Source organism: Thermogemmatispora aurantia (genome assembly GCF_008974285.1).
Lineage (GTDB): Bacteria > Chloroflexota > Ktedonobacteria > Ktedonobacterales > Ktedonobacteraceae > Thermogemmatispora > Thermogemmatispora aurantia.
This window is the reverse complement of sequence record NZ_BKZV01000002.1, coordinates 702,642-726,049: the sequence shown is the minus strand read 5'-3', so window position 1 is coordinate 726,049 and position 23,408 is coordinate 702,642. Positions and strand designations below refer to the sequence as shown.

Genomic DNA, 23,408 nt, shown 5'->3' with positions numbered 1-23,408 from the left:
GCTACCCTCTACCCGGGCCACAGGAAAGAGAGAGCATTGCTCATGCAAGCAGCAAGAGATGAGAAAGGTACCTGCATGCTGCAGGTTCCATTCCTTCGATTAACCTCTCCTAATGATACCCCAAAATGGGCGTTCCTGTCACCGTTAGCCGCAGCGCAGCAGGAAGAAACTCTCTCTGGCCGCCCCTGGTCTCTCTCTACACCGGTGTCTTCCCCGTCCGTCTGAGTGGCCTTCACTACTCATCGCAGCTCATCGCGGGTCAGGTGCGCTCACAGGCCGGCGACCGAAGGCCGCCAGTAGCAGGCTTGCGGCGATCACCAGGCAAATGGCGGCGAAGAGAAAGGCGGCGGAGAGATTCACATAGGTCTGGAGCCAGCCGGCCACCGTTGGCCCCAGGCTGTAGCCAACGCTCCAGGTCACCGAGTAGAAGCCACTTAACCTGCCGCGATAGCGCTCAGAGACCTGCTCCATTGCGAAGGCCGTATAGACCGGTTCGATCAGCAGGCGCAGAAAGGAGCGCGTGTACTCGCCGAGCACGGCGACTAACAAGATTGGCGAATAGCCGATCAGCAACATCAATGGAGCGCTGGCATACATCACCGTCGTGATGATCTTGATCTTGCGCCAGCGGTGCACGAAGAGAGGGGCCGTGAGAGAAAAGAGGCCGCCGGCCAGGCCAGAGATCGTGAAAATCACCCCGAGCGGCCCCGGCAGCAGAGAGAAGCGTAAGACAAAAAACAGCTGGATCAGGGCGATGACCGCCCCCTCGCCCATATTGAAAATCAGATCGGGCACCAGCAGCTTGACGAACACGGCCAGAGGAAAGCGCCCCCCGGTTGCTGAAGAGGAAGACCCGGCGCCCTCGGGAGGCGGAGACGCTTTAGCCACCTGGGCCGTTCCGGCGTGGGATGCCCGTGGAGGCGCAGATCGTAGCCACCAGAGAGGCAGCCCGAAGAGCAGACTCACCAGCGAAGCGCTCAGCACACCCCAGCGCAGAGCCAGAACGCTGTTAGCGCTCACCTGCAACAGGCAGGCCACCAGCTCGGGGATAGCTCCGCCGAGCAGATTACCCAAAGAGCCTATGCCCAGCAGCACAAAGCTATTGAGAGCCAGCACGCCCACTCGCCGCTCCTCACTGGTCTTCTCAATCAGCAGAGGAACGTTTGTCACCCAGTAAGCCGCCGAAGCTACCCCCTGGAAGAAGGCAGCCAGCAGCATCAGCGGTGCCGCCGAGGTCAGGCCAATCATTGCCAGAAAGAAAGGCATTGATAAAGCCGAAGCCAGCAGCACCGGCTTATAGCCTAAGCGATCAGCCAGCATGCCACTGGGCACCGCACTGATCAGCGAACCGAGGGCTGGCAGCGCGCTCAGCAGCCCGATAAAGTCCGGCTGATAGCCCAGACTATGGGCATAGTAATTGATATCAAGCGTCCCGATTGTCAGCTGGAAACCCTTACCCAGGGTATAGAACAGCAGCAGATAGACATCGCGAGGAAGCTGCAACCAGCTCAAGAGGTTCTGTCTGCTGCCACGGTCCCCCTGCGGGTTTCCCGGCGGCCCGTCTCCCGGCCTACTGGCAGAGCGAGCAGTGTCCTGAGAGAGATCGGGCCTGGAAGACATCGTCTGCGACTCCTGTCGTCCTCATACGTAGAGCGAAGTGGAGAAAAGAGAAGGAAAGAGCCATGCCTTCGTAGGGTATCATATCCGCCAGAGGCGTGGCAACCGTTGCCTGGGCCGGTGGTCGCACCAGCCGGAAGAGAGGGCAGACCGTGCCTTCTCCCGGTTGTGCTCCAGCGCTGCCTCCGGCACCTGGCAACGCAAGACATCAGCAGAAGGAGAGAAAGGGCCTTTCATGATGGATGGAATTAGCTTTCACCCGGGCCTGGGTCATATCCACCTCTATCCGGGCGAGCTACTTGCCTGGCTGTTGGTCGGACTGATAGCGGGCTTTCTAGCGGCAAAGCTGGTACGTGGGCAAGGATTGGGGTGTCTACTCGACATCTGCGTTGGGCTGGTAGGGGCCGTCATTGGGGGCTTTCTGATGAGCTTGCTGGGCATCAACGAGACGTTTCACTTTCTCGGAACGACGCTGGTCGCCTTTCTTGGGGCCTCGCTCCTCTTGCTCCTCGTTGAACTCATTGCCGGAGGGAGACGCTCCATCTAACTAGTAACCACCAATGCAACGCGGTGAGCGCAGCCGTTGGCAGTTGAGGATGCCAAATCAGCCAGGCAGCCAGACGAGGAGGCAGCCAGATAGAGGCAAGATCTGTGAGGAGAGAGGTCGCTCCACTGCGATGCGGGAGCAGAGAGGGACCACCGGCAAGCGCCCTGGTTTCCCCCGCGTTCGGCGGCCTTGAAACATGGCGGAGGGAGAGAAGAACGAACGTGACGCCCCTGGCCTGCTTGTCTGCCGGTCTTGTGTACTCCTCTCCGCTCCGGCCCGGCTGGCTCGCCGCCTTAATACTTAATCAGAGCGAAGACATCGTAGCCCTTGAGGCGCTCGCGGCCCTTCAGATAGGTCAGCTCGACCAGGAAAGCAATGCCAGCGATATGGCCACCCAGCTTCTCGACCAGCTCCATCGCCGCCGAGACCGTACCACCGGTGGCCAGCAGGTCGTCGACGATCAGCACCCGCTCGCCTGGTTTGATGGCGTCGGTATGCATCTCTACAATATTGGTACCGTACTCCAGAGCGTACTCCACGCTGACCGTCTTCGCTGGCAGTTTACCGAACTTGCGCACTGGGACGAAGCCACAGCCGAGCAAGTAGGCCAGGGGGGCAGCGAAAATAAAGCCTCGGGATTCGACGCCAACGACAGTCTGAATGCCCGCACCAGAGTAATGGGCTGCCAGGCGATCAATGGCGGCGCGGAAAGCCTCGGGATTTTGCAGAAGGGGCGTGATATCGCGGAAGAGAACGCCCTTCTGGGGGAAATCGGGAATATCTCTAATCCAGTCTTCCAGCCGTAGTGGCCCCGACGCAGATGACGATGACATCCTAAGCGCTCCGTTTCCTTCCTCAACAAAGAACTAAGTCAGGCCGCCTCTCCAGGGGCTTGTGGTCTAGCGAATCCACAACCGGCCTAGCACAGAAGTGACCAGGCCACGCCGGTCCTCCGTACGCGGTGCAGAAAGAGAGCAGAGCAGATCAGGCTGCTCTCGGCCAGGCCGTGGCTGAGCCACCACTGGCTCAGGCGTGCGGCTCTGGCTCTGCCCTGTCTCTGACCCGGCGTTCACCTGATCACACGCTTTGCATTGCCCTCGGATTCCGTAGATTAGTATAGCACGAATCTCCTGCCAGGCGAGGGAGGAGACAGAAAATACCCCCTCTCAACCAGGGCCAAGGAAGATCCGGCTCAGACGCTGGCTCGTTGGCCAGGCGAGCCAGAAAAGGGCATCAAGCTCCAGCCGCCGGAGCCGAAGAAGGCTCGCTTTGGCCCAGGTCCGAGGTGCAGTAAGCGCAGCGGCTGGCCCCCGCTGGAATGCTGCTCAGGCAATAGGGGCACTCGCGCGTGGCGCTCTCCTCCGGCACGCCCTTCTTATGGTGAGCCATCAGCTTGCTGACTGGCAAAACAATCAGGAAATAGAGCACCGCCGCCACTATAAGGAAGCTGACAGCGCTATTGATGACTGTACCGAAAGCGAAGCGGCCTGCGTTCAGGCGCGAAAAATCGAAGCCGCCGAAGAGGCCGATCAGGGGAGTAATCAGTCCGCTGACGATGGCGTTGACCAGGTTGGTGAAAGCGGCGCCGATGACGATACCAACGGCCAGATCAACCACATTACCGCGCAAGATAAAAGCTTTGAAACCGCCCAAGGTTGCTCTCGCCTCTCTTCCCACTTTGCTGAACGTCTCGTTCTGAAGCATGGACATCGTGTCTTACCCTCCAATCTGAGCGTGCGCGCTCTACCGCGTTTGGGAAACTGTCAGCGCCAGCGCTCGCTGCTGGTGAGGCAGGAGACAGGTGGGCTGCCTGGTCTGGGCGAATCCGCCCCATGAACAGCTTACCATATTTTCTGATGGAGCTGAACGGGGTGAGGCGGCAGCTCTGGAAGAGCACCAGCTGCTCGCTTCGGTGGTTCCAAAGAAGAGCTTGTCGGGGCCGAAGCCAGTCAGAAAGCCTGGGCAGATCAACCTGGCTGGAGAGATGGGCTGGAAATAGCCCGTTTGTAGCGTATAATCTAAACTGGGAGAGGTTAGTTTGAGCAGAAGGCTACTATGGAGCAAGATCAGTCAGGGACGTTGAATCCGTCAATCCTTGGGGAGCCGACAGCGCTGCGTTCTCCACGTGCACCTGTGGGGGGACCGGTGTCGGCAGAGCGAGGAGCGGTCTCAGAGCAGGCGTTCCCGCGTCAGGGGATCATGCATGTCCGCATTCGGCACTTCTACTGTACGCTGGAGGAAATGGCCAATCCCTCGTTGCATGGCCTGCCGTTCGTCATAGGGACCGGTACGGGGCGCCCGAACGAGCCAGGTCGAGTCATTGACGCCTCCCCTGCCGCGGTGCGCCTGGGCATTGTCCCTGGCATGCCCTTGCGTCGAGCCTACCGTCTTGCCCCGCGCACGCTCTTCCTGCCAGCCTCCTACGATCGCTATCAACCGGTTCTGCAGCGCTTGCGTGAGCGCTATCGTGCCTGTTCGCACATCGTCGAGTCTGTGCCCCTGGCCGATGCCTTTATCGACCTGAGCGGCAGCCCGCAGCCCGTTACCTCGCCGATTCTCCTGGCGCAGCAGCTCAGCAGCGACATTGCCGCCCTTGGTCTAACCGCCCTGATCGGTATCGCCAGCGGCAAAACCATCGCCGAGCTGGCCGCGCTCATAAGTCGCAAGGATGGGCGCCAGGGCATCCTCTATATCCCGCCGGGTCGCGAGGCCTCCTTCGTCCAGTCGCTGCCCCTCTCACTGCTGTTGCAGCTGCATGGCAGCGGACCCGGCGTCCTGGGGGGGCGTGAGGGTGAGAGCGAAGGAGCCGGCCTGCGTTCGGGGGTTGCCGAGCTGGAGGGCCGGGCTGAGCGCTTTGATCTTGAAGAACTGGCCGAGCTGGTTGCTCACCTGCGCGACTTCGGCATCACGACCTTTGCGCAGGTGGCCCCCCTTGCTCCCGAGGGATTGGAGCGGCGTCTGGGCCGTCTCGGGCGCTGGCTCCATCAGCTGGCTCAGGGTGAGGACTACAGCCTGGTGATCCCCGATGCACCGCCACTGAGCCAGAATGCGCGCATTCGCTTCCAGCATGCTGCCGACGCTGACGAAACCTGCGCGGCGATCCACAAGCTGGGCGGCTATCTGGCCGGACGCCTGCGAGAGCAGCGCCTCAAGGGGCGGGTAGTTGCCTTGCTTCTCTGGCCAGCTCGCCCGCGCCGCGATAGCCGCCGCCTGCTGTTGGACGAACAAGGTGAGGAGGCCATGTTGCGCGAGGGCGAGGAGGCCATCGGCGGACAGATCACCCTGGAGCGTCATACCGATGAGGCCGATATTCTGATTCATCATTTGCTGATGCTCTTCGCCCATTATCATCGCTCCGGCACACGCTACCTGCAGGTACTGGCGCGTATCGGCGACATCATCACTGCTGCCACTCCTTACTACCCGCCCGCGGCCCGGGCTCGCGGCAGACCAACGCGGCGCCTGGATCTGAGCACCCGTAGACTCAATGGCGAGCGTCAGGTTTGACCAGAGGTCCCACTCCGTCAGAGTGAGGCGACTCAGCTCCAGTGCCCTGGGCAGCTCCCCTGGCCGAACAGGACCCCTGATTGAAAAAGCAACAATGCCTGTTCACCATACGTTATACTCAGGGAGAGAGGAGGCTCTCTTACCCTTCTGATCAAGCTGTTCCAAAAAACCATCGCCGGTACATGATAATAGATTTTGTATATATTGAGATCAAGCTGCCCGGGGTTCTTCTGAGGTAATCCATGTCTGATATGCTTATAAATAGCAACCATCCAAAGCGTGAGGAAGCAGCGGGTCAAGGCAACCCGCAAGAGGAGCCAGCCCTGACCAGCCCCGTTCCGTCCGAGGAAGCAGCGAAAGGAGAAAGCGGGCCAGTAGAGGCGGCGAGCAGCCTGGCGGACGAAGACACGATCAAGCTGCAGAGTATGGCCGCGGCCAGAGCCGTGGAGCAGCGTGCCAGCGATGAGGCACGGGCCGCCATCGAACGCGCGGCGGCGGCCTGGTCCTCTCTCCTGCGTGCTGGACCAGCGCCGGTGACTTTCCCCACAGCGCTCCCGAACTCTGCCAACAAGCCGGGGCCAGAGCCGACGGCCCCCGAGAGCAGGCCCGAAGAGCCTGCCGAGGAGGGGCGCAAGGCCGCCTTCAGCGAGGCCGAGACCCTGCCGTTGGCCAGTGCCCCCGCCACGCTGACCACTGCGGCCTCCCCCCTGGCCGAAGCCGAAACGTTGCCCCTGGCTACGCCGGGCGTGGCTACCGGGCAAGGTGAGCAGCAGGCCCCACAGCTGGTGGTCCAAGCACCTGCTGCCCGCCTTGAGCAGACGGCGGATCACAAACAGAAGAGCGCGGCCCGGCAGAGTGCGAGTACACGGCATCGCTCTGCCCGTCGTCTCCGTCCTCCTCAGTGGCCAGGACGCCTTTGGAAGCAGGCGCGTTATGGCACAGGGCGGCAACGTCTCAAGGCGCTGGTGCTCCTCGCTATCCTCTTGCTGGGCATCGGCCTGCCCATCGTCAGCGGGCTGGCCGTAGGATTGCAGGCCTATCTGACCTATAGCACCCTGCGCGGGCAAGCCTCCGCCGGCGTTGAGCACCTGCTCGCCCTCAAGACTATTTTTAACGGCGCCAAAGCCCATCCCTCCAGTCTCTTCGAAGCAGACAAGTTGAGCCAGGCCGCCCAAGAGTTGCAGCAGGCTCAACAATCCTTCGCCGAGGCGCGAGACACCATTGACCACTCCGCTCTCATCCATACCGTTATTGCTCTCCTTCCACAATATCGGCTGCAGGTCAGCTCGGCGCGGGCTGCGGCCCAGATCGGTGTTGACGTCAGTGCCATCGGCCTCAAGCTGATCCCAGCGGCCAGGAGCCTGGCCCCCCACTTCCAGGGACCCCTCCTCAGCAATTCGAGCAAGCCGCTGGTCACTCAGGACATGCTCAACCTGCTGGGAACGACTATCGACAATATTATGCCCTCATTACGGGACATCGAGACGCAAAGTCAGAATCTCTCGCTGGCAGCCCTGCCTCTCAGCAGTAGTCAGCGGCAGCAGGTGCAGCAGGTACTACAGTTGCTCCCAGTACTCCAGCAAAGCCTGAGCCAGGCGCGCCAGCTCCTGGACGCTGCAGGCTGGTTGTTGGGAGTAGACAAACCGCGCACCTATCTGGTGCAGACGATGGACCGCTCTGAGCTGAGACCGGCTGGCGGCTTCACTGGTCAGTATGGCGAGCTGACCATCAACGCGGGCCGGATCGCGCCCTTCTCGCTCAAAGACATCTCTTTTGTCGAATACACCGCCAGCAGCCCAACGCTAGGCCAGCTTGCTCCCGAGCCATATCGCTCCTGGTGGCCCTTCGCCAACTGGGGGTTGCGTGACTCCAACCTCTCGGCGGACTTTCCCACCACCGGGCAGCTAGCCATCCAGGCCTACCAGCATGAGACGGGGCGCCATGTCGATGGCGTCATCGCCTTAACCCCCTTCTTCATCGAACACGTTTTGCAGATCATTGGCCCGATTACCGTGCCGGGCTACAATGAGACCATCACTGCTCTCAATCTCGAAGATCGCCTCCACTTCTACCAGCTTGACAGCGAGGGGGTGCGCAAGCAGCAGATCGTCCAGCATGTTGACGATTCCAGTCAGGCCCGCAAACTCTTCACCTCGCGCCTGGCCCAGACCCTGCTGGATCGTGTGCGTCATGCTCCTCCTGACGAGATCCTGGCCATTGCTCATGAGGCCCTTTACGACCTTAAAACCAAAGACATCGAAATCTATGTCACCGATCCACGTGTCGAGCAGCTGCTCATCCAATACGGCTATGGTGCCCAGATGGACCGCTCGACCAGCCACGATGGCCTCTATATTGTGCAGGCCAACCTCAACGCGACCAAGGCCTCGCAGTATGTGCGGACGCTCATTCACGATGTCGTCACGCTGGACGCCAGCGGCGGAGCCACCCACTATCTGCAGCTCCGCCTGGCCTATACCGATACCGGGCCGGTTTACGGCTACGATACCTATCGCGACTACGTACGCATCTATGTCCCACCGAACAGCAAGTTCTTGAGTGGCGATGGCTTTGACAGCGGGACCCCTCTCTGCGGGGGGCCACTACCTGCCTGCGATGCGACCGTGGTCTATCCGCACGACGAACTGATGTGTCCGCCGGGGCAATATCAGCCGGGGGCGGCCTCGCCGACCCTGAGCGACGAGAACCCGGGAGACTGGCATCCGCTGGACAGCGTTGGACCACCGACCAATACCGTCAGCGATGTGCCAGGGCGGGCCATGTTCGGCGGCTGGGTAGTGGTGCCCAAGAACTGCACCATTACCGTCACTCTCTCCTGGTATGTGCCTCCCCTCAACAAAGGACACTATGCCCTGCTGGTCCAGCGGCAGGCGGGCACCTACCCGGAGCTGGATGTCACCATTCTGCCGCCTGACCCCTGCAGCCAGCTCAATCTCGCCGGGACCCATGTGGATACCCTCCTGAGCAACGACCTGCTCATCACGCCGCGTAGCCTGTCCACTGGTGGCAGCCACAGCCAGGGACAGGCAGCGAGCACGCAGAGCAGCTGCTACCCCCGCGTCGGCGTTTAGTCGCTCGTCGCCCAGCCCGCTCTTGAGGCTTGCTCACCGGCATGGCGAACGCTGTCCTGACCACGACTGAGGTCGGCCTGCCGATGAGTAAGCCTTGATCACCGTAACGTCTCTAAAATGCTGAAAAGCTTGACCAATCATGCAGCTTGTAGTATGCTCGTTCTACAGATGTGGCAGAGTGCCTGTATTTGTGTGGTGAGAGAGCGAAGAAAGCTACTGTTGCCAGCGACTCATGCTTGGGATATACTGCTCTTGCAGTAGGTTGTATTCTCAGGGCTAGCTAATCTGGGAAGATAGTAGAAGAGAAGAACTCATGGAACTGCCGGCGCTCTTGAGTATCATACGCACTGAAAGCGTCTATCGTTTCCGGCTTGACCTGCCTGAGTATTCTGCCAGGGAAGGTAGCAAGGAAGGGCGCGACTATGTCACGGAGATCACCCCTGAGCTGAAAGAGCGGCTCAGGCGCAGTTTGCAGGCCGTGGCTCAATACATGCAGACGCAGGCTCTGGCCGAGAGCAAGCGCCAGACAATGAAGCTGGGCGCGGTTAACGATTCGGTACAGGCTCTGGGGCGCTTTCTCTTTGAGCAGCTGTTGCCGTTGCCGCTGCAGGAGGCGCTGCGGCATCTTGATCTCCCCCTCGTGCTGGACACCAACACTCCTGAAATCCCCTGGGAGCTCTGCTTTGATGGGAGCATCCGCCCAAGCTCCTTTCTCTGTCAGCGGCTGAGCGTGAGCCGCTTAGCGGGCGAGGCGCGGCCAGAGCGTCTGGCGCCGCTGACAGAGCGGATGCAGCGCAAAATGGGAAGGCGCGACCAGGTGGGTCTCTCGGTCCTCTTCCTTGTCAATCCGACAGGTGAGCGCAGCGCGGCAGAAGAAGAGGTGGCTGCGCTCTGCACTGCCCTGCCCGAAGCGATTGGGCGCACGATCCTCTATCGTCAGCAGGCCAATCAGCTGGACATGCGCATGCGCATCAGCAGTGAGCCGCCGCAGATCATTCACTATGCCGGGGCGGGACCGTTGCTAGTGGCAGGCGAGCCGGCGCTGGCCCTGGCGGGCAGCTCGCGCCTTGATGGCGAGGCGGCGGCCCAGCTCTTTCAGCTCTTGCCGCGGCGTCCCCTGGTCTTTGTCAGTCACTACGAGAGCGAGCGCTCAGGAGGACGTGGGGGCAGTGGATTGCCCGCGCCGATGATGGGAGCGGGGCCAGCCAGCCAGCCGGAGCGAGAGGAGCTGCTGCAGCGCCTGGCCCGACGCCTGATCGAGGCCGGGGCGGGGGCAGTCGTGGTCCTGCGCTGGCCTCTGTCGACCGCGCGCGTTCGCGAGTTCGCCGTTCTGCTCTATCAGGAGTTGAGCGATGGGGTCGCTATTGGCGAGGCGGTCAGGCGCAGTCGCGCCGTGCTGGCCCAACGTCGGCCTGAGCAGGCGGCCTGGATTTCCTTCCAGCTTTACGGTGACCCGCTGCTGCGTTTGAGCTTTGGGCTGCCCGAGCGCAATCCCGCCGACTATGTCGATATCTTTGAAGAGGAGGAAGAGCCACTGATCCCCTCGTTGCCATCTTCGTCGCACGCTCTCGACCGGCGCTTTCTGGAGGAGGTGCTCAGCATCGCTCTGGCGGAGGCGCGGCGCATGCGCAAGGATTATCTGGGAACGCCCCATCTCTTCATCGCCCTGACCAAGCTTGATGGAGGCTGTACCCAGGATGCTCTGCGGAGTCTCAATTTCTCGCCCAAGCAGGTGCGCGATGTCATTCGCAGCGCCCTGGGCAGCGGCAAGGCCACCAGTGACACGCCGATCCTGCCGACGCGGCGCTGCAAGGAGATTCTGCTGACCGCCGAGCGCAATGCCATCAGCGCCGGGGCCAGCATGATCGACGAGCGCGCCATTGCGCGCGCCGTACTCAGCGAGGGCGATGGGGTGACCCACAACCTGCTGACGCAGATCGGCATCAATCCCGAGCAACTGATCGAGTTAATCATGGCCAGTGAGGCCCATGCCTTGCTGGAACTGGCCCCTTCCGCGGAGCCGCATCAGCCGCCAGCGGTGGAGATGCCCGCGGGCTTCAGCCTGGCCGAGCCGGCGCCGCGGGCCGGTAACTCGCTTCTAGAGCGTCTAGGCCGCGATCTGACGCGCCAGGCCAGCCTGAAGCAGCTACCTCCGCTCATCGGACGCGAGAAAGAGCTGCGTCTGCTCATGCAGACGATGATGCTCAAAGATCGCAACAATCCAATTCTGATCGGCGACTCGGGCGTGGGGAAGACGACTATCGTCGGGGGCCTGGCCCAGCGCATCGTCGAGGGCCGCGTACCGCCAGAGCTGCGCGGCAAGCGCCTCATCGAGCTGTCGGCCAGCTCGCTGGTAGCCGGCACCAAGTACCGCGGCGAATTCGAGGAGCGGCTGCTCAAGGTGCTGGAAGAGGCCGAGAACAGCGGCAATATCATTCTCTTTATCGATGAGATGCACCTGCTGATCGGCACTGGACGAGCTGCGGATGGGAGTATCGACGCCGCCGGCATTCTCAAGCCAGCGCTGGCCGGGGGCCGTCTACGCTGTATCGGGGCTACCACACCGCAGGAGTACCGCATGATCGAGAAAGACGCGGCGATGGAGCGCCGCCTGCGCCCAATCATCATCGAAGAGCCATCGCCGGAGGAGGCGCTGCAGGTCCTGCGGGGGATGCGGGAACTCTACGAGCAGCATCACCATGTCAGCATTACCGAGGAAGCCCTTCAGGCCGCCGTCCATCTCTCGGTCCAGTATCTGCCCAACTTGCGCCTGCCTGACAAAGCCTGCAGTGTCCTCGATGAAGCTTGCTCGCAGGCCCGCGTCTTCTGGGTGGAGGATGAATCGGTCGAGCAAGACAATCGCGATGAATTAGGCGAGGAGCCGGTGATCACAGCGGCCACCGTAGCCGAAGTAATCTCTGCGCGCACCGGTATTCCTGTCAATGCGCCGGGCCGTGAGGAGCGCGATCGCCTGCTCAACCTGGAGAGCCGGCTGAAAGCCCGCGTGATCGGTCAGGACGAGGCCATCCGGCGCGTGACCCAGGCGATTCAAGTGGCGCGAGCCGGCTTGAAGCCGCGCAATCGCCCCGCGGGGGTCTTTCTCTTCTTGGGACCGACGGGCGTGGGCAAGACCGAGCTGGCGCGGGCTTTGGCTGCCGAGGTCTTTGGCTCCGATGAATATCTAATCCGTGTGGATATGTCGGAGTACATGGAGAAGCATGCCGTCTCGCGTATGGTCGGCGCGCCGCCGGGCTACATCGGTTACGACCAGGAGGGGCAGCTTACCGGCAAGCTGCGCCGCCGTCCCCACTGCGTGGTCTTGTTGGACGAAGTGGAGAAGGCTCATCCCGAGGTCTTCGATCTCTTCCTGCAGGTCTTCGATGCCGGGCGCCTGACCGATGCTCAGGGACATACGGTCGACGCTCAGCATGCCATCTGGATCATGACCTCCAACGTAGGCACCGAGATGCTGGGACGTTCCCTACCCAGCGGCTTCCGCGCCGCCAGTAAGACCTCGCTGGAGGAGATGCAGCGCGAGCAGCTGATGGAGCGCCTGCGCCAGACCTTCCGCCCCGAATTTCTCAGCCGCATCGATGAGGTGGTCATCTTCCACCCCTTGACTCAGGAGCATGCGCGGGCGATTACTCGCCTGCAGATGAATGAACTGGCCTCGCGCTTGCTGGAGCAGGGATTGACCTTGCAAGCCGATGAGAGCGCCATCGATCTGCTCTGTAAAGAGGGCTTCAGCCGCACCCAGGGGGCCCGTCCTCTGCGTCGGGCCATCGAGCGCTTGCTGACCGTGCCGCTCAGTTTACGCATTTTGATGGGGAACATTCCTAAGCCGGGTGTGGTGCATGTGACGGCGATTGAGGGCCGCCTGGAGATCAGTGTACGCGAACCGGGTGAGGAGCCGTTACTGGCCCCAACGCCGACGCCCGCCACCTCGACCTCAGAAGAGATGGCGCTCGAGGCCGATGCCACCGCTTACCCCGACCCTTGATCCTCTCTCCTGCAAGGTGGGCGTGGTGTGGTGATCGTCTAACGGCTCGGAGCCAGTCGGCTTGGCCTGCAGGGCTGCGCCCGGCTCAACGAGCCAGGGTCGGAACTCTGCGCTGCAGCCTCGCGCAGGGTCAGGCTCAACGGACCCTCTGCTGTGGCACGCAACAGAGCGCAACCGGAGCCTGTCCTGGGCTCCCCGGGCGCCGCGGCGCGGCGCGGCTCAACGGCCTCCGGTTCGGAGCACACGGGCATGCTGGCCTGAAGGCGCCCGGCTCAACGAGCACGCTGGCACCCAGACGATCACCACAGGTGACCCGACGCCACTATCTCTAGTTTACTCCCGCCCACTTCATGCTCACTTTCCTCTCACTAGCGGCCCGGCCTGCTCGGAAGTTCGTTCTTGGACCAGGTTCTCACACTTTTTGCTGCGCGCTGCTGCGCAACTTGCTCGCTTTGTCTCTCTCTGCTCCTCGCCTCGCTGCCGTCCGCAACCTGGTCCGACTAGAGAAGATTGGGACGCTCTTACATAAGACAAGATTCTGGCTGAGCTTCCTTCTAGAGAAGCGGAGGGTGCGCTGGTGTGCTCACTGTGGTATCATATAGGATGGCAAATCCTCTCTGAAGATCGGTACACGTTGACCCTCCTCGCTCACGCTGAGATTGTGCAGCGAGTGGCGTCGGTACCTGCCTATAGACCGCGGTAAGGAGGTTCTCTTTTTTTCTCATGAAAGCAGTGAAAACACATGTGGGCCGCTGCGATACCTGCGGCGAGCCGGCAGCCTATGCTCAGCTGCTCTCCGGCGGGCGGACCTTCCGCTTCTGCGAGCAGCATGTGCCTCCTCTAGTGAAAAGGCAAGCAGAAGCCACTGCCGCCAAGGAAGAGCAGAAAAAGTAAGCGAGTGCCTGAGGCTGGTGCGGTGCGGGCGGGCGGGCGAGTGGGGCAAGCGGCCAGATAAGTGGATCGGATGATCAGGCAAAAGGCAGAAGGGCAGAAAGAGAGGTGATTGTCTCTCCTCCTCCCCGCTGCCCTCTCTACTCTCCGCTGCCTGCCCATGCCTCCCTGGCCCTGGCCAGCCATATAGATCGCGTGAAGAACGCTGAGATTGCGCCGATAGAAGAAGCAATGATGGTGGGATCTCGCGACTGCTCCAGGCTCCTCCGCTAGCTAGCTGAGGCCGTTGCCCATCAAGGGTAGCTCAATAGTGAAAGTCGCTCCTTCCCCCGGTACACCGCTGCTCTCCACCCAGATTTTCCCCCTCATCGCCTCTACCAGGCGGCGCGAGATGTAGAGACCCAGGCCAGAGCCACGGACGGGACTGTTGACATCGCTCTCCAGGCGCACAAAGCGCTGGAACAGCTTCGGTTGGTCTTCGGGACGGATGCCTTTGCCACGGTCGCTGACGCTGATCAAGGCGCAGGGCCGTAGTGAAGTGCTATCTAGCGAAGCGCGGGCGCGGAAGGTGATCGGCGTACCAGGCGGTGAGTACTTGAGCGCATTCATGGCCAGATTGCGCAAGATCTGACGCAAGCGTACCGGATCGGCCTGCACTGCCAGATCGGGAGGGATGTCCAGATAGACGATCCGTTCCTCCTGAGTGAGCTGCGGCTCCATCATATCGACGACGCTCTGCACGATGTCCTCCACTGCCACCGTCTCGATATGGGCCGGGCGAATGCCAGCATCGACCTCCAGGCGGCTGGCATCCATGACGTTATTGAGCAGGAGCACCAACTCGTCGCAGGCCAGGCGCGTCTTATGCAAGAACTCGTGGCGCTGCTCGGGAGAGAGGATCTCATCGTACTGGGCCAGCAGCTCCAGATAGCCCTGCACAGCGGTCAGGGGGGTGCGCAGCTCATGGGAGGCTGTGATCATGAACTGGTCCTTGAGCTGGTCCAGTTCCTGCAGCTGCTGATGAGCTGTACGGAGCTGCTGGTAGAGCGTGGCATTGGTATAGGCGACGGCGGCCTGCTCGGCAAAGCCCTGAGCGCGTGGCAGATCGGGCAGGCCCAGAGGCTGGCGCTCCTGGGTGCCTGGGCGTAGCGAGCGTGCCAGGACCAGCAAGCCGACGGGGACGTTGTGTGAGAAAAGCGGGGCCAGGATGGCTGTCGGTACGTAGCGTCTGGCGAGCATCTCGCGCAGCGAGAGGGCGCGATGCATGCGTTGCCGCCGCGGCGGATGCGGCGACCAGGCCGTCGCCCCCACGGCGACAGCCCGGGCCTGGGCCTGCAGCGTCACCGGCGTTGGCGGCTGCGGCGGGTCAAGCTGGTAGAAGTGAGTCAAGGGGATCAGCGTAGGCTGGGGCGAGGCCAGGGCCTGGGCCTCGTACTCGTGCTCGTAGATCACCGGCCACTCACTCAGCTCGCTGGATGGCTCGCCGGCGCTGGCCGCAATGGCCTGGGGCAGCAGGCTGCCGTGCTGGTCGGGAGTATAGAGCAGCACATAGTCAGCATCGAGCGCATTGGCACCCTCGCGACAGATGATCTGATGGATCTCCGTCGGCTCGACAATGGCCGAATTGAGGCGGGTGGCGATATTGGCCAGGGCCTGGGCGAAAGCCTCCTGCTCGCGGGCCTCCTGGTACAGAAAAGCATGTTCGAGCGCAGTGGCGGCCTGCTCGGCGAAAGTGCGCGCCGTCGTCTTCTGCGTTGGTGAGAACGGGCGGTCTGAGCGGCTACAGAAGATCAAATTGGCCAGGTGTTTCTCTTGATACAACAGGGGGATGACCAGGCTCGTGCGGATGTCCATGTGGGTGTACCAGGCCACAAGCTCCGCGGGCAGATGCTCGGGCGTCATTACAGGCCAGCGCACCTCCAGCTCGCGTGGCTGCAGAATCGTGCAGACGTCGAGGCGCTGTCCCTCAAAGCGCCAGAGAATCACTGGCCCGGCAGGCGGAGCAGCCACATAGACCCTCACGCTGGCTGGCATCTCAGGAAAGGGAGCTTTCTCCTGGATGAAAAGCAGCGCTGCCTCGCAGCCCAGAGCTGTGGGGGCCAGGCTCACGATGCGCTCCAGTAAAGGATTCAACTCCAAAATCTCGCTGAGCTGGGCCGTTAGCAGCCGCAGACGCTCGGCCTCCTGACGGCGCTCTTCACGCTCGCGCAGCAGTGCACTATTCTGACGATCGGTCAGCAGATAGCGCAGAAAGAGGCAGATGGCCACCGCTGCCGTCAGCGTATCGAGGAAGGCGGCCCGGACACCATCATGGATGAGGCTGGAATAGAGCGTCAGCACGATCTCGATGGTGAACGGTAGATAGATCAGCAGGCTCTGGAAGAGCAAAACGTGATCGGAAGGGTACTCGCTGGCCGGAGACTCCTCGTCGCCCCTGGCGCGACTGGCTGTTTCCAGGACCTGGCTAAGCTCACGAAGCGGGACCTGCTGGCGGTAGGCATGCCGGGCGAGCGCAGTGTATTGCCAGGAGGCGGTCAGCCCCAGCGAAGTAAAGAAGAGCAGCCAGCCAGTATCGACATAGGGCGTTCCTGAAACGTAAGCCTGGTGTAGCACCAGGTAGCAATACCAGCTATCGGACCAGAGCAGAGAGCAGGCGCCGACGATGAGGAGCAGCAGCGAGGGGCGCAGAGGCCGCTCCACACGGACCAGGGTCAGGAGCATGGCGCTGGCGAGCACGACCTGCAGATCGAGGAAGGGATAGCTGAGGCTGATCCCCAACGTGGCCGGATCAATACCGCTCTGGCGCAGAGAAGCGTAGGAGGGGCCGATGAGAAAGAACCAGATCGCCCCCAGCAAGCAGAGTGTTGTGATCAGCGAGTCCAGCAAGATCAGGAGAACAGTGCCGTTCAGTTTGAAATCGCTCAGGATGAGTAGCTGGCTGCTGATTATCAGCGGATAGTTGAGCAGGAAGGCGAGGTCGGCCAGGGAAGGAAGAGCGTTGGCCTGTCCTGTCCAATCGCGATAGAAGTAGAGTAAGCCGCCGAGGGCGTCGAGCAGCAGAGCGATGCTGACGAGCGACCAGGCGGCCTGATAGCGAACAGTTAGGCGCAAAGGGCCATAGCGGCTTCGCCAGACGGTAAGGGCGGCCTGGGCGGCGGCACCCAGGGCGCAGAGGCAGTACATGGCATCAGCAAAAAGGGCGGTAGCCTGGCTGCCTCCCAGGCGCAGAGCCATCCAGAGGAGGCTCAGGAAGACAGTGAGGGCCGCTGCTCCGGCTTCCAGGCTGCTTTCGCGGTAGAGCCGTTGAAGATAGCTGGGCGTCAGGCGCTTCGTGACAACCGTTCTCATCGCTTGTCCCCACCATCCTGGCTTGCTAGTTCTCTTCCGATCTTGCCAGCCGACGTGCTCTCCTGTGGGCTGGCTGGCCCTGCCGATCAGGAGGCTGAGCGCGAAAGGCTTCTGCTTGCGCGTGGCAGGCCGGGGTAGAGAGTAGGGATGAACATAGTATATCATAGATCAATTTAAGTGGAGCATTTTTTCGAAAAGGATGAGGGAATATTGCGCCAACAGAGGAACAACTGATCGGGTTATTTACGGTTCTGCCAGTCTCCTGGCCAATAACGATCTATTGTGGGAAAAAGGTAGCAAGGAGAGAGGAAAGCGATGGTTGATCTCTCTGCTTGAAAAAGCTGTCTTGCCAGAGAACAAACGGTAGGGTGCGAACGTGAGCTTGATTCGGCCTGCCCAGCTCCAGCGGCATGGAGGCCGGGCAGGTGCGCAATCACGTAGCTCAGTAAGCTTAGCAAGAATGGCTCTAATGAGAGAGCTGGGCATGAAGGTCTGCCGCCAGCCGTTCCAGCTCGCTGCGCTCCGCCGGGCAGCCCTCCCAGCGCAGGAAGACGCGGCCCAGGGCGGTATCGTGAGGGAAGCGAGGCAGCAGGTGGAGATGGAAATGGCGCACCCGCTGCTGAGCAGCGTGGCCATTCGCCTGAACCAGGCTTAGCCCAGGGCAGTTGCTGGCGCGACGGATGGCGCGAGCCACGTGAACGGTGGCCTGGAAGATACGCGCGGCAAGCTGATCATCTAGATCGTAGATGGTCTCAATATGCTTGCGCGGCGCGACCACCACTTTGTAGGGATTGGGCTGCTCTTCGCTCAAAAAGGCCACCACCTCATCGCTCTGATAGACAAAGTTGGCCTCCACTTTTCCGCTGATCATCTCACAGAAGATGCAGCTCACGGCTGACCGCCTTTCCCACAACGCCAGTCTGGTCAGGCGTTGCGTTCCAATTTCGCTGAAAAATAGCTACGGTTCTGATGAGGAGAGAGCCGGCTTGAGCAGAGGAGTGACGGCCCTCTCCCCGGTGCATTAACAGTATACTCTGCAGCTCGTTGTAATGCAATTGTGCACAAGGCTCAAGACCGTCAAGGCCATCCCCGCTGGCAAGCGCTTGCCGGCCAGGGGGACGGCCTGAGTGCTCTTCTTCTCCCGCTTGAAGCGGCTAGGCGAGGTACTCCGCCACCAGTTGCGCCAGGTGCAGCACACGCAGAGGGCGGCCATTGGCGTCAACGCCGCCGCGCAAGTGCATCAGGCAGCCAGGATTGTCGGAGACCAGCAGCGTGGCCCCGGTCTCTTCGGCGTGCCTGAGCTTTCTCTCCAGCAGGCGCTCGGCAATCTCTGGGTGCTCGATCGAGGTAGAGCCGCCGAAGCCGCAGCAGACATCAGAGTCTCTCATCTCGCGCAGCTCCAGGCCAAGCACGTCGCGAATGACCTGGCGTGCCTCTGTGCGCAGGCCCAGGCAGTTACACGACTGACAGGAATCATGATAAGTCACGACGGGCGCCGTCTCCCCGGGCCTGAGACGGCGCAGCGTTGGCAGCCGCTGCTGGGCTACCAGGACCCGCAGCAGGAAGCTGGTAAAATCCATGATGCGCCCGGCCAGGGAGCGGGTGCGGTTGAGCCAGCTCTGCAGCTGGAGATCTTCAAAGAGGCGCAAGTAATCCTGGATGAGGGTCACGACGCAGCTGGTGGAGGCACAGACAATGTAATCTGCCCCGCTCTCGTCGAGGGCGCGCTCCAGCATGCGCACAGTCTGCTTGGCCATTGCCACGCCGTGCTGGCGATCGCCTGAATTGAGAGCTGGCAGGCCGCAGCAATGTTGAGCGCGCGGGAAGACCACGCGCAGGCCGCAGCGCTCCAGGACCTGGATGACGGCCTCGCCCATCTCGGGATAGAGGCGGTCGGTCATACAGCCGGCAAAATAGCAGACCGTCATCTCATCGGAACGACGTCCCTCCTGGTGAGTGGCGGCCAGATTGGCGCGGACCCCAATGCGATCGCGCAGGGGGCGGCGCGCGAACGCTGGCAGGCTGCGCCAGCGGGTCAACTGGGCCAGCGGGCGCAGGCCTGGCAGGCCCTCGAAGGGGCGCAGGTAGCGATAGCGCACATAGGGCGTACCCCTGGTGGCCGGCCACTGGCCGACGGCGGCCAGGCGTGTGAGCAGATCGAAGAGGCGTGGGCGGGCCAAAACCCCAAAAATGAGGCGTTTGAGCCAGGGCAGGCCCTCGCTGGCCACCACGCGGCTGCGCACATCCAGGATAAGGGAAGGCAGAGGAATTTCCACAGGACAGACGGTCTCACAGGCGTTGCAGCTCACGCAGAGGCTCTGTGGACCGGCGGCGGCCTCCAGGCCATGATGGAAGGGCGTCACGACCAGACCGATGGCTCCACTGTAGATGTAACCGAAGGCGTGGCCGCCGACCTGCTGATAGGGTGGGCAGATATTGGCGCAGGCGGCGCAGCGAATGCAACGCAGGGCCTCCTTGAAGCGCGGGTCGGCGCGCATGGCGCTGCGTCCATTGTCCAGCAGGACAATGTGCACCTCCTTACCGGGCCGGTCCGGTCCCGTAATAAAGGTCGTATAGCTGGTCATGGGCTGGCCGGTAGCGCTGCGGGCCAGCAAGCGGATCTGCGTCATGGCATCGGCGAAGGTGGGCAGCAGCTTATCGTAGCCGGCCAGCACCACATGCACTGGCGGTAGTGAGGTGACCATGCGCCCATTGCCCTCGTTGGTATTGAGCATCACTGTGCCGCTCTCGGCAATGAGGGCATTGGCGCCGCTGATGCCCATGCCGGCGGTCAGGAACGCCTGGCGGTGCTCGCGGCGGATAACCGCCACCTGCTCGGCCACATTCTCGCGTGAAATCTCGCGTCCGGTGGCGCGGCTGAGGACCTCGCCCACCTGCTGGCGGGTCTTGTGAATAATGGGCATCACCATATGCGAAGGGCGTTCATGGTCAAGCTGCGCCACCCACTCGCCCAGGTCGGTCTCGACGGCCTTGATCCCTCGTTCTTCTAGATAGTGGTTCAGCTCGATCTCTTCGCTGACCATCGTCTTGGACTTGACGATCAGCGTGATACCCTTGCGGCGGCAGAGTTCATAAATATAGCGGTTGGCGTCCTCAGCGCTGCGGGCCTCATAGACCACGGCGCCGGCGGCTGTGGCCTGCTCCTTGAAGCGAGCCACCAACTCCTGCTGGTGAGCAATTGCCTCATCCTTGGCGGCGCGCAGGCGCTGGCGCAGGGAGACGAAGCTATAGTCGGAACCATATTCTGCCGCTGTGGCCTCGAAGAGGGCCTGGCGTGACTGACGCCAGCTGGGCGCGAAGCGCTCCAGGGCGCGGTGCATGTTCTCATCCTCCAGGCCTCGCTGCAGGCGCTCTGCAAACGGGGGCATATCGTGAACAGCCGGGACTGGCCTGGCAGTGCCTGGTCGGGAGGTCGGGGTCTGCGCCTCGTTTGCCTGTGCATGCTCCTTATTGCTCATTGTCCCTGTCCTTTGCTTCCTCGCTAGAGAGAGATGGATCACTCGCAGGAGTAGCGACGACAATCACGCAGAGCGTGCGTGGCCCCTGCACGCCGATCGTCAGCGTACGTTCGATGTCGGCGGTGCGGCTGGGACCGGTGACCAGGGAAATATAGTGCTGTTGCTGGGGACCCGGGCGGGTCAAGGTCTGAAGCAAGGTAGCTGCCTCATCGAGGAGTGGAACTAGCTGTCCAGCGGAGACGAGAACAAAGTGGGTCAGCGTCAGCATGCCCACGATGCGCGCCGCCAGGGCATTGTCGGCCAGGAAGACCGAGCCAGTCTCGGCGATGGCCAGGGAGGCGCAAGAGAGGCCAGCCGGGGCATCGGCGACATGCTCGGGGGTCGTGGCCTCCTCCAGACGAATGCCGCGCGCGCTCAAAAGCGGCAGGAGTGCTCCCCAGGGCTGGCAAGCCGCAAAAGCAGGTGGGACAATCAGCCGCTGTTCAGCGAGCGCGGGATGGGTAGCGATGATCTCAGCGGCCTGAGCCAGGTCCTCGGCCCAGTGGGCAACGCCGCCGGCGGCGCTCAGACGGCTCTGAAACTGAGCGAACAAAGCTGAACTCTTCATTCGTGTAACCAGAGAATTTCAGCAGATAGCAGCGATCACTCAGGCTGATGCCTGCAACAAGCAAAATGGCGCGCCAGCAGTGAGACCTGGCTCGTCGCCAGCGACCGCGCTGCTGGATGCGCCGTAGGGTAGTAGGCCGAAGGCAATGATACACCCAGGCAGGTACTGGTCCGGCTCTCATCAGTCAGCGTGCAGCTGGCGTGGCGGGCGATTCTGCCGGAGCGGAAGAGGCCACACCGGCAGCAGGACGCACCAGGTCCAGATACCACAGCGGCTGGCGCTTGCGCAAGAGCGGCTTGGCGCGGACCACATTGCCGGGGATGGTTTCGCGGATATCGTAAGCCAGCTCGCCGGTCAAGGAGCCGGCCACATCGCCGGGCATATAGGCTGGCGAAAGCGTCGTCGAGCGTCGACCAGTGCGCTGCTCACGCGTATCGATGGTCATCAGCATCAGCGTTGACTCGCCCTCCTCGGCGATTACCTCACGCCAGGGGTAGCTGGAGCAAGAAGGCGAGTAGATGCCACTGAAGCCATTGGCGCGAACCCCCTGGGCCTCGCCGCTCCAGTTGGCAATGGTCAGGTAGACATGATGCTCAGCAGCGCGAATGCGCCAGGGTAAGTAATGCAAAGGATCGTAGCCCTCGGGGGCCACGTGTGGGCCGAAAGGGATCGCCGTCGGCCCCAGCCCGCTGGGGTTGGGGAAATTGAGCAGCGTCGGGGCACAGACGAGATCGCAGCCCTTGCCCGCCAACACACGCAGCGTCTCCGGGAAAAGCACGTCGTAGCCTGTGGCCAGGCCGATGCGTCCTACGGGGCTATCGAAGGTTGGCAGACCCAGGTTGCCTGGACTGGCCCAGCGCCGGTCGGCGCGCGTGAGATGCAGCTTGCGGTAGATCCCGTGAACTCCCTCGGGGTCGAGCAACAGCACCGTATTATAGTAGACTGGCTCAGGGTTTCCATCAGCATATGTACATTCAGCGACCCCCAGCACAATGCTGAGCTGGAACTCTGTGGCCAGGGCTACCAGGGCCTCGATCTCGGGGCCGGGCACACGAATAGCGCCGGCGCGTATCCGGGCCGCGAAATCGGGATGGGAGGGGTCGGATGGTCCTGGTAGCGCCAGCTCGGGCAATACCAGCACATCTGGATAGGCAGGTTCATGGACACGCAGCAGCGAGCGCACTAGAGACCGGAGACGTTCCAGACGCTCCTCGTTCGAGACAGTAGCAATAGCTGCTGTTTGCTCCTCCTCGGGCGCGGCGAGCATCTCACGTAGCTCAAGCTGAACAAAAGCGGCGCAGGAGAGCTGGCCGGGCGGCAGCTCGTGGGATTGATAGAGACCGTGGAAGCGCAGCGGCTCCCACAGATAGGTATTGTGCACCAGCGAGACATATTCACGGGGGCGACGATCCGCCAGGCGATCGCCCAGCGGCTCTTCGCCGGCAGGTCCCCACTGCTTGTTGCGACAGCGCTCTAGATCGACCTCGCCGTAGACAATACCCTCGCCATCGTCGCGGTAAGCCTGGATCGAGCCATCGGGATTCAGAATGCAGCTCCCGCCACTGAACTGCACCCCGCGCTCGCGCCCGTAGCGGTTGGCGGCGATCAGGTAGACGCCGTTTTCGAAGGCGCGCAGCATCCACCAGCTGCTGGGGCACTTTTCGTCTAGCCAGCCACAGGGGAAGAGCAGGACCTCGGCCCCGCGAACAGCGGCCAGGCGTGCGGCCTCGAAATACATCGCGTCCATGCATACCAGGATCGCCAGGCGTCCCAGAGGCGTATCCCAGACCGGCAGGCCCAGATCGCCATCGCGGGCCCAACGTGGTTCAGCAATGTATGAGTGCAGCTTACGATACTTGCCGAGCAGGCCCTGGGGGCCGAGCAGCGCCGTCGTATTGTAGTAGACGTCGCTTTCGGGGTCGACCTCGGCCAGGCTCAGCGCGATGTAGCAGCCGTAGGCGGCGGCCAGCTCGGCGAAGCGCAGGCAGGTAGGGCCGGGGACAGGCTCGACGTAGGGGGCGATCTCCTCGCGCGACTCCCAGCAGTAGCCGGTCGTGGCCAGCTCTGGTAAGACGATCAGTCGCGCGCCGTGACGGGCGGCCTCCTCGACGAGACGCAACAGGTCGCCGATGTTCTGCTCCTTTTGGCCCGGCGTGGGTTCGTACTGGATAGCGGCGACCCGGTACCTGGTAAAGGAGGACGCGGATGTACTCATGCTTGCAAGCTCCAGGCGTGATTGAGCAGGCGGCGCTGGTCGCGCCGCGCCCACAACCCCTATTATATACCATCGTGACGAGGAAGCGAGTGAGTGAGAAGATCG

General features: G+C 62.1%; 13 protein-coding genes. 5 read left to right on the top strand and 8 right to left on the bottom strand.

Features of this window, described 5'->3' with window-relative positions; all coding sequences use genetic code 11:
• Nucleotides 1-249: 249 nt before the first annotated feature.
• Entirely contained in the window at nt 250-1,620 is a 1,371-nt protein-coding gene (locus tag KTAU_RS09600) for an MFS transporter (RefSeq protein WP_151728172.1), read from the bottom strand.
• A gap of 232 nt (nt 1,621-1,852) precedes the next feature.
• Here KTAU_RS09600 and KTAU_RS09595 point away from each other — a divergent pair, with 232 nt between their 5' ends.
• Nucleotides 1,853-2,164: a GlsB/YeaQ/YmgE family stress response membrane protein gene (locus KTAU_RS09595; RefSeq protein WP_228026379.1), complete on the top strand. Its 312-nt coding sequence runs from the start codon at nt 1,853-1,855 to the stop codon at nt 2,162-2,164.
• 293 nt (nt 2,165-2,457) lie between these two features.
• Here the strand turns inward: KTAU_RS09595 and KTAU_RS09590 are convergent, their stop codons facing one another.
• The gene (locus tag KTAU_RS09590; RefSeq protein WP_052890092.1) at nt 2,458-2,997 is read right to left on the bottom strand and encodes an adenine phosphoribosyltransferase; all 540 of its coding nucleotides are present in this window, start codon (nt 2,995-2,997) and stop codon (nt 2,458-2,460) included.
• A gap of 400 nt (nt 2,998-3,397) precedes the next feature.
• Complete coding sequence (gene mscL / locus KTAU_RS09585) at nt 3,398-3,874, bottom strand: large conductance mechanosensitive channel protein MscL (protein WP_228026378.1); 477 nt, start codon at nt 3,872-3,874, stop codon at nt 3,398-3,400.
• A 345-nt stretch (nt 3,875-4,219) separates the two neighbouring features.
• Between mscL and KTAU_RS09580 the strand changes: the two genes are divergently transcribed.
• The 4 genes from KTAU_RS09580 (at nt 4,220) to KTAU_RS21540 (ending at nt 13,657) form a co-directional block, all read left to right on the top strand.
• Entirely contained in the window at nt 4,220-5,671 is a 1,452-nt protein-coding gene (locus KTAU_RS09580) for a DNA polymerase Y family protein (RefSeq protein WP_151728171.1), read from the top strand.
• 251 nt (nt 5,672-5,922) lie between these two features.
• Nucleotides 5,923-8,763: a DUF4012 domain-containing protein gene (locus tag KTAU_RS09575; RefSeq protein WP_170293181.1), complete on the top strand. Its 2,841-nt coding sequence runs from the start codon at nt 5,923-5,925 to the stop codon at nt 8,761-8,763.
• A gap of 313 nt (nt 8,764-9,076) precedes the next feature.
• Nucleotides 9,077-12,763 (top strand): AAA family ATPase, encoded by a 3,687-nt coding sequence (locus tag KTAU_RS09570; protein WP_151728169.1) that lies wholly within the window; start codon nt 9,077-9,079, stop codon nt 12,761-12,763.
• Nucleotides 12,764-13,486: 723 nt separating this feature from the next.
• Nucleotides 13,487-13,657 (top strand): hypothetical protein, encoded by a 171-nt coding sequence (locus KTAU_RS21540; RefSeq protein WP_170293180.1) that lies wholly within the window; start codon nt 13,487-13,489, stop codon nt 13,655-13,657.
• Nucleotides 13,658-13,927: 270 nt separating this feature from the next.
• Here the strand turns inward: KTAU_RS21540 and KTAU_RS09565 are convergent, their stop codons facing one another.
• The 5 genes from KTAU_RS09565 to KTAU_RS09545 form a co-directional block, all read right to left on the bottom strand.
• Nucleotides 13,928-17,002, bottom strand: a complete 3,075-nt coding sequence (locus KTAU_RS09565) for a GAF domain-containing sensor histidine kinase (RefSeq protein ID WP_170293179.1) — start codon at nt 17,000-17,002, stop codon at nt 13,928-13,930.
• 466 nt (nt 17,003-17,468) lie between these two features.
• Complete coding sequence (locus tag KTAU_RS09560) at nt 17,469-17,894, bottom strand: HIT family protein (protein WP_151728167.1); 426 nt, start codon at nt 17,892-17,894, stop codon at nt 17,469-17,471.
• Nucleotides 17,895-18,156: 262 nt separating this feature from the next.
• The gene (locus tag KTAU_RS09555) at nt 18,157-20,481 is read right to left on the bottom strand and encodes an LUD domain-containing protein (RefSeq protein WP_228026377.1); all 2,325 of its coding nucleotides are present in this window, start codon (nt 20,479-20,481) and stop codon (nt 18,157-18,159) included.
• Complete coding sequence (locus KTAU_RS09550) at nt 20,471-21,073, bottom strand: LutC/YkgG family protein (protein WP_170293178.1); 603 nt, start codon at nt 21,071-21,073, stop codon at nt 20,471-20,473. Before KTAU_RS09550 ends, KTAU_RS09555 begins: the two co-directional genes overlap by 11 nt.
• Before the next feature lie 199 nt (nt 21,074-21,272).
• Nucleotides 21,273-23,303, bottom strand: a complete 2,031-nt coding sequence (locus KTAU_RS09545; RefSeq protein WP_151728165.1) for a nitrilase-related carbon-nitrogen hydrolase — start codon at nt 23,301-23,303, stop codon at nt 21,273-21,275.
• Nucleotides 23,304-23,408 lie beyond the last annotated feature (105 nt).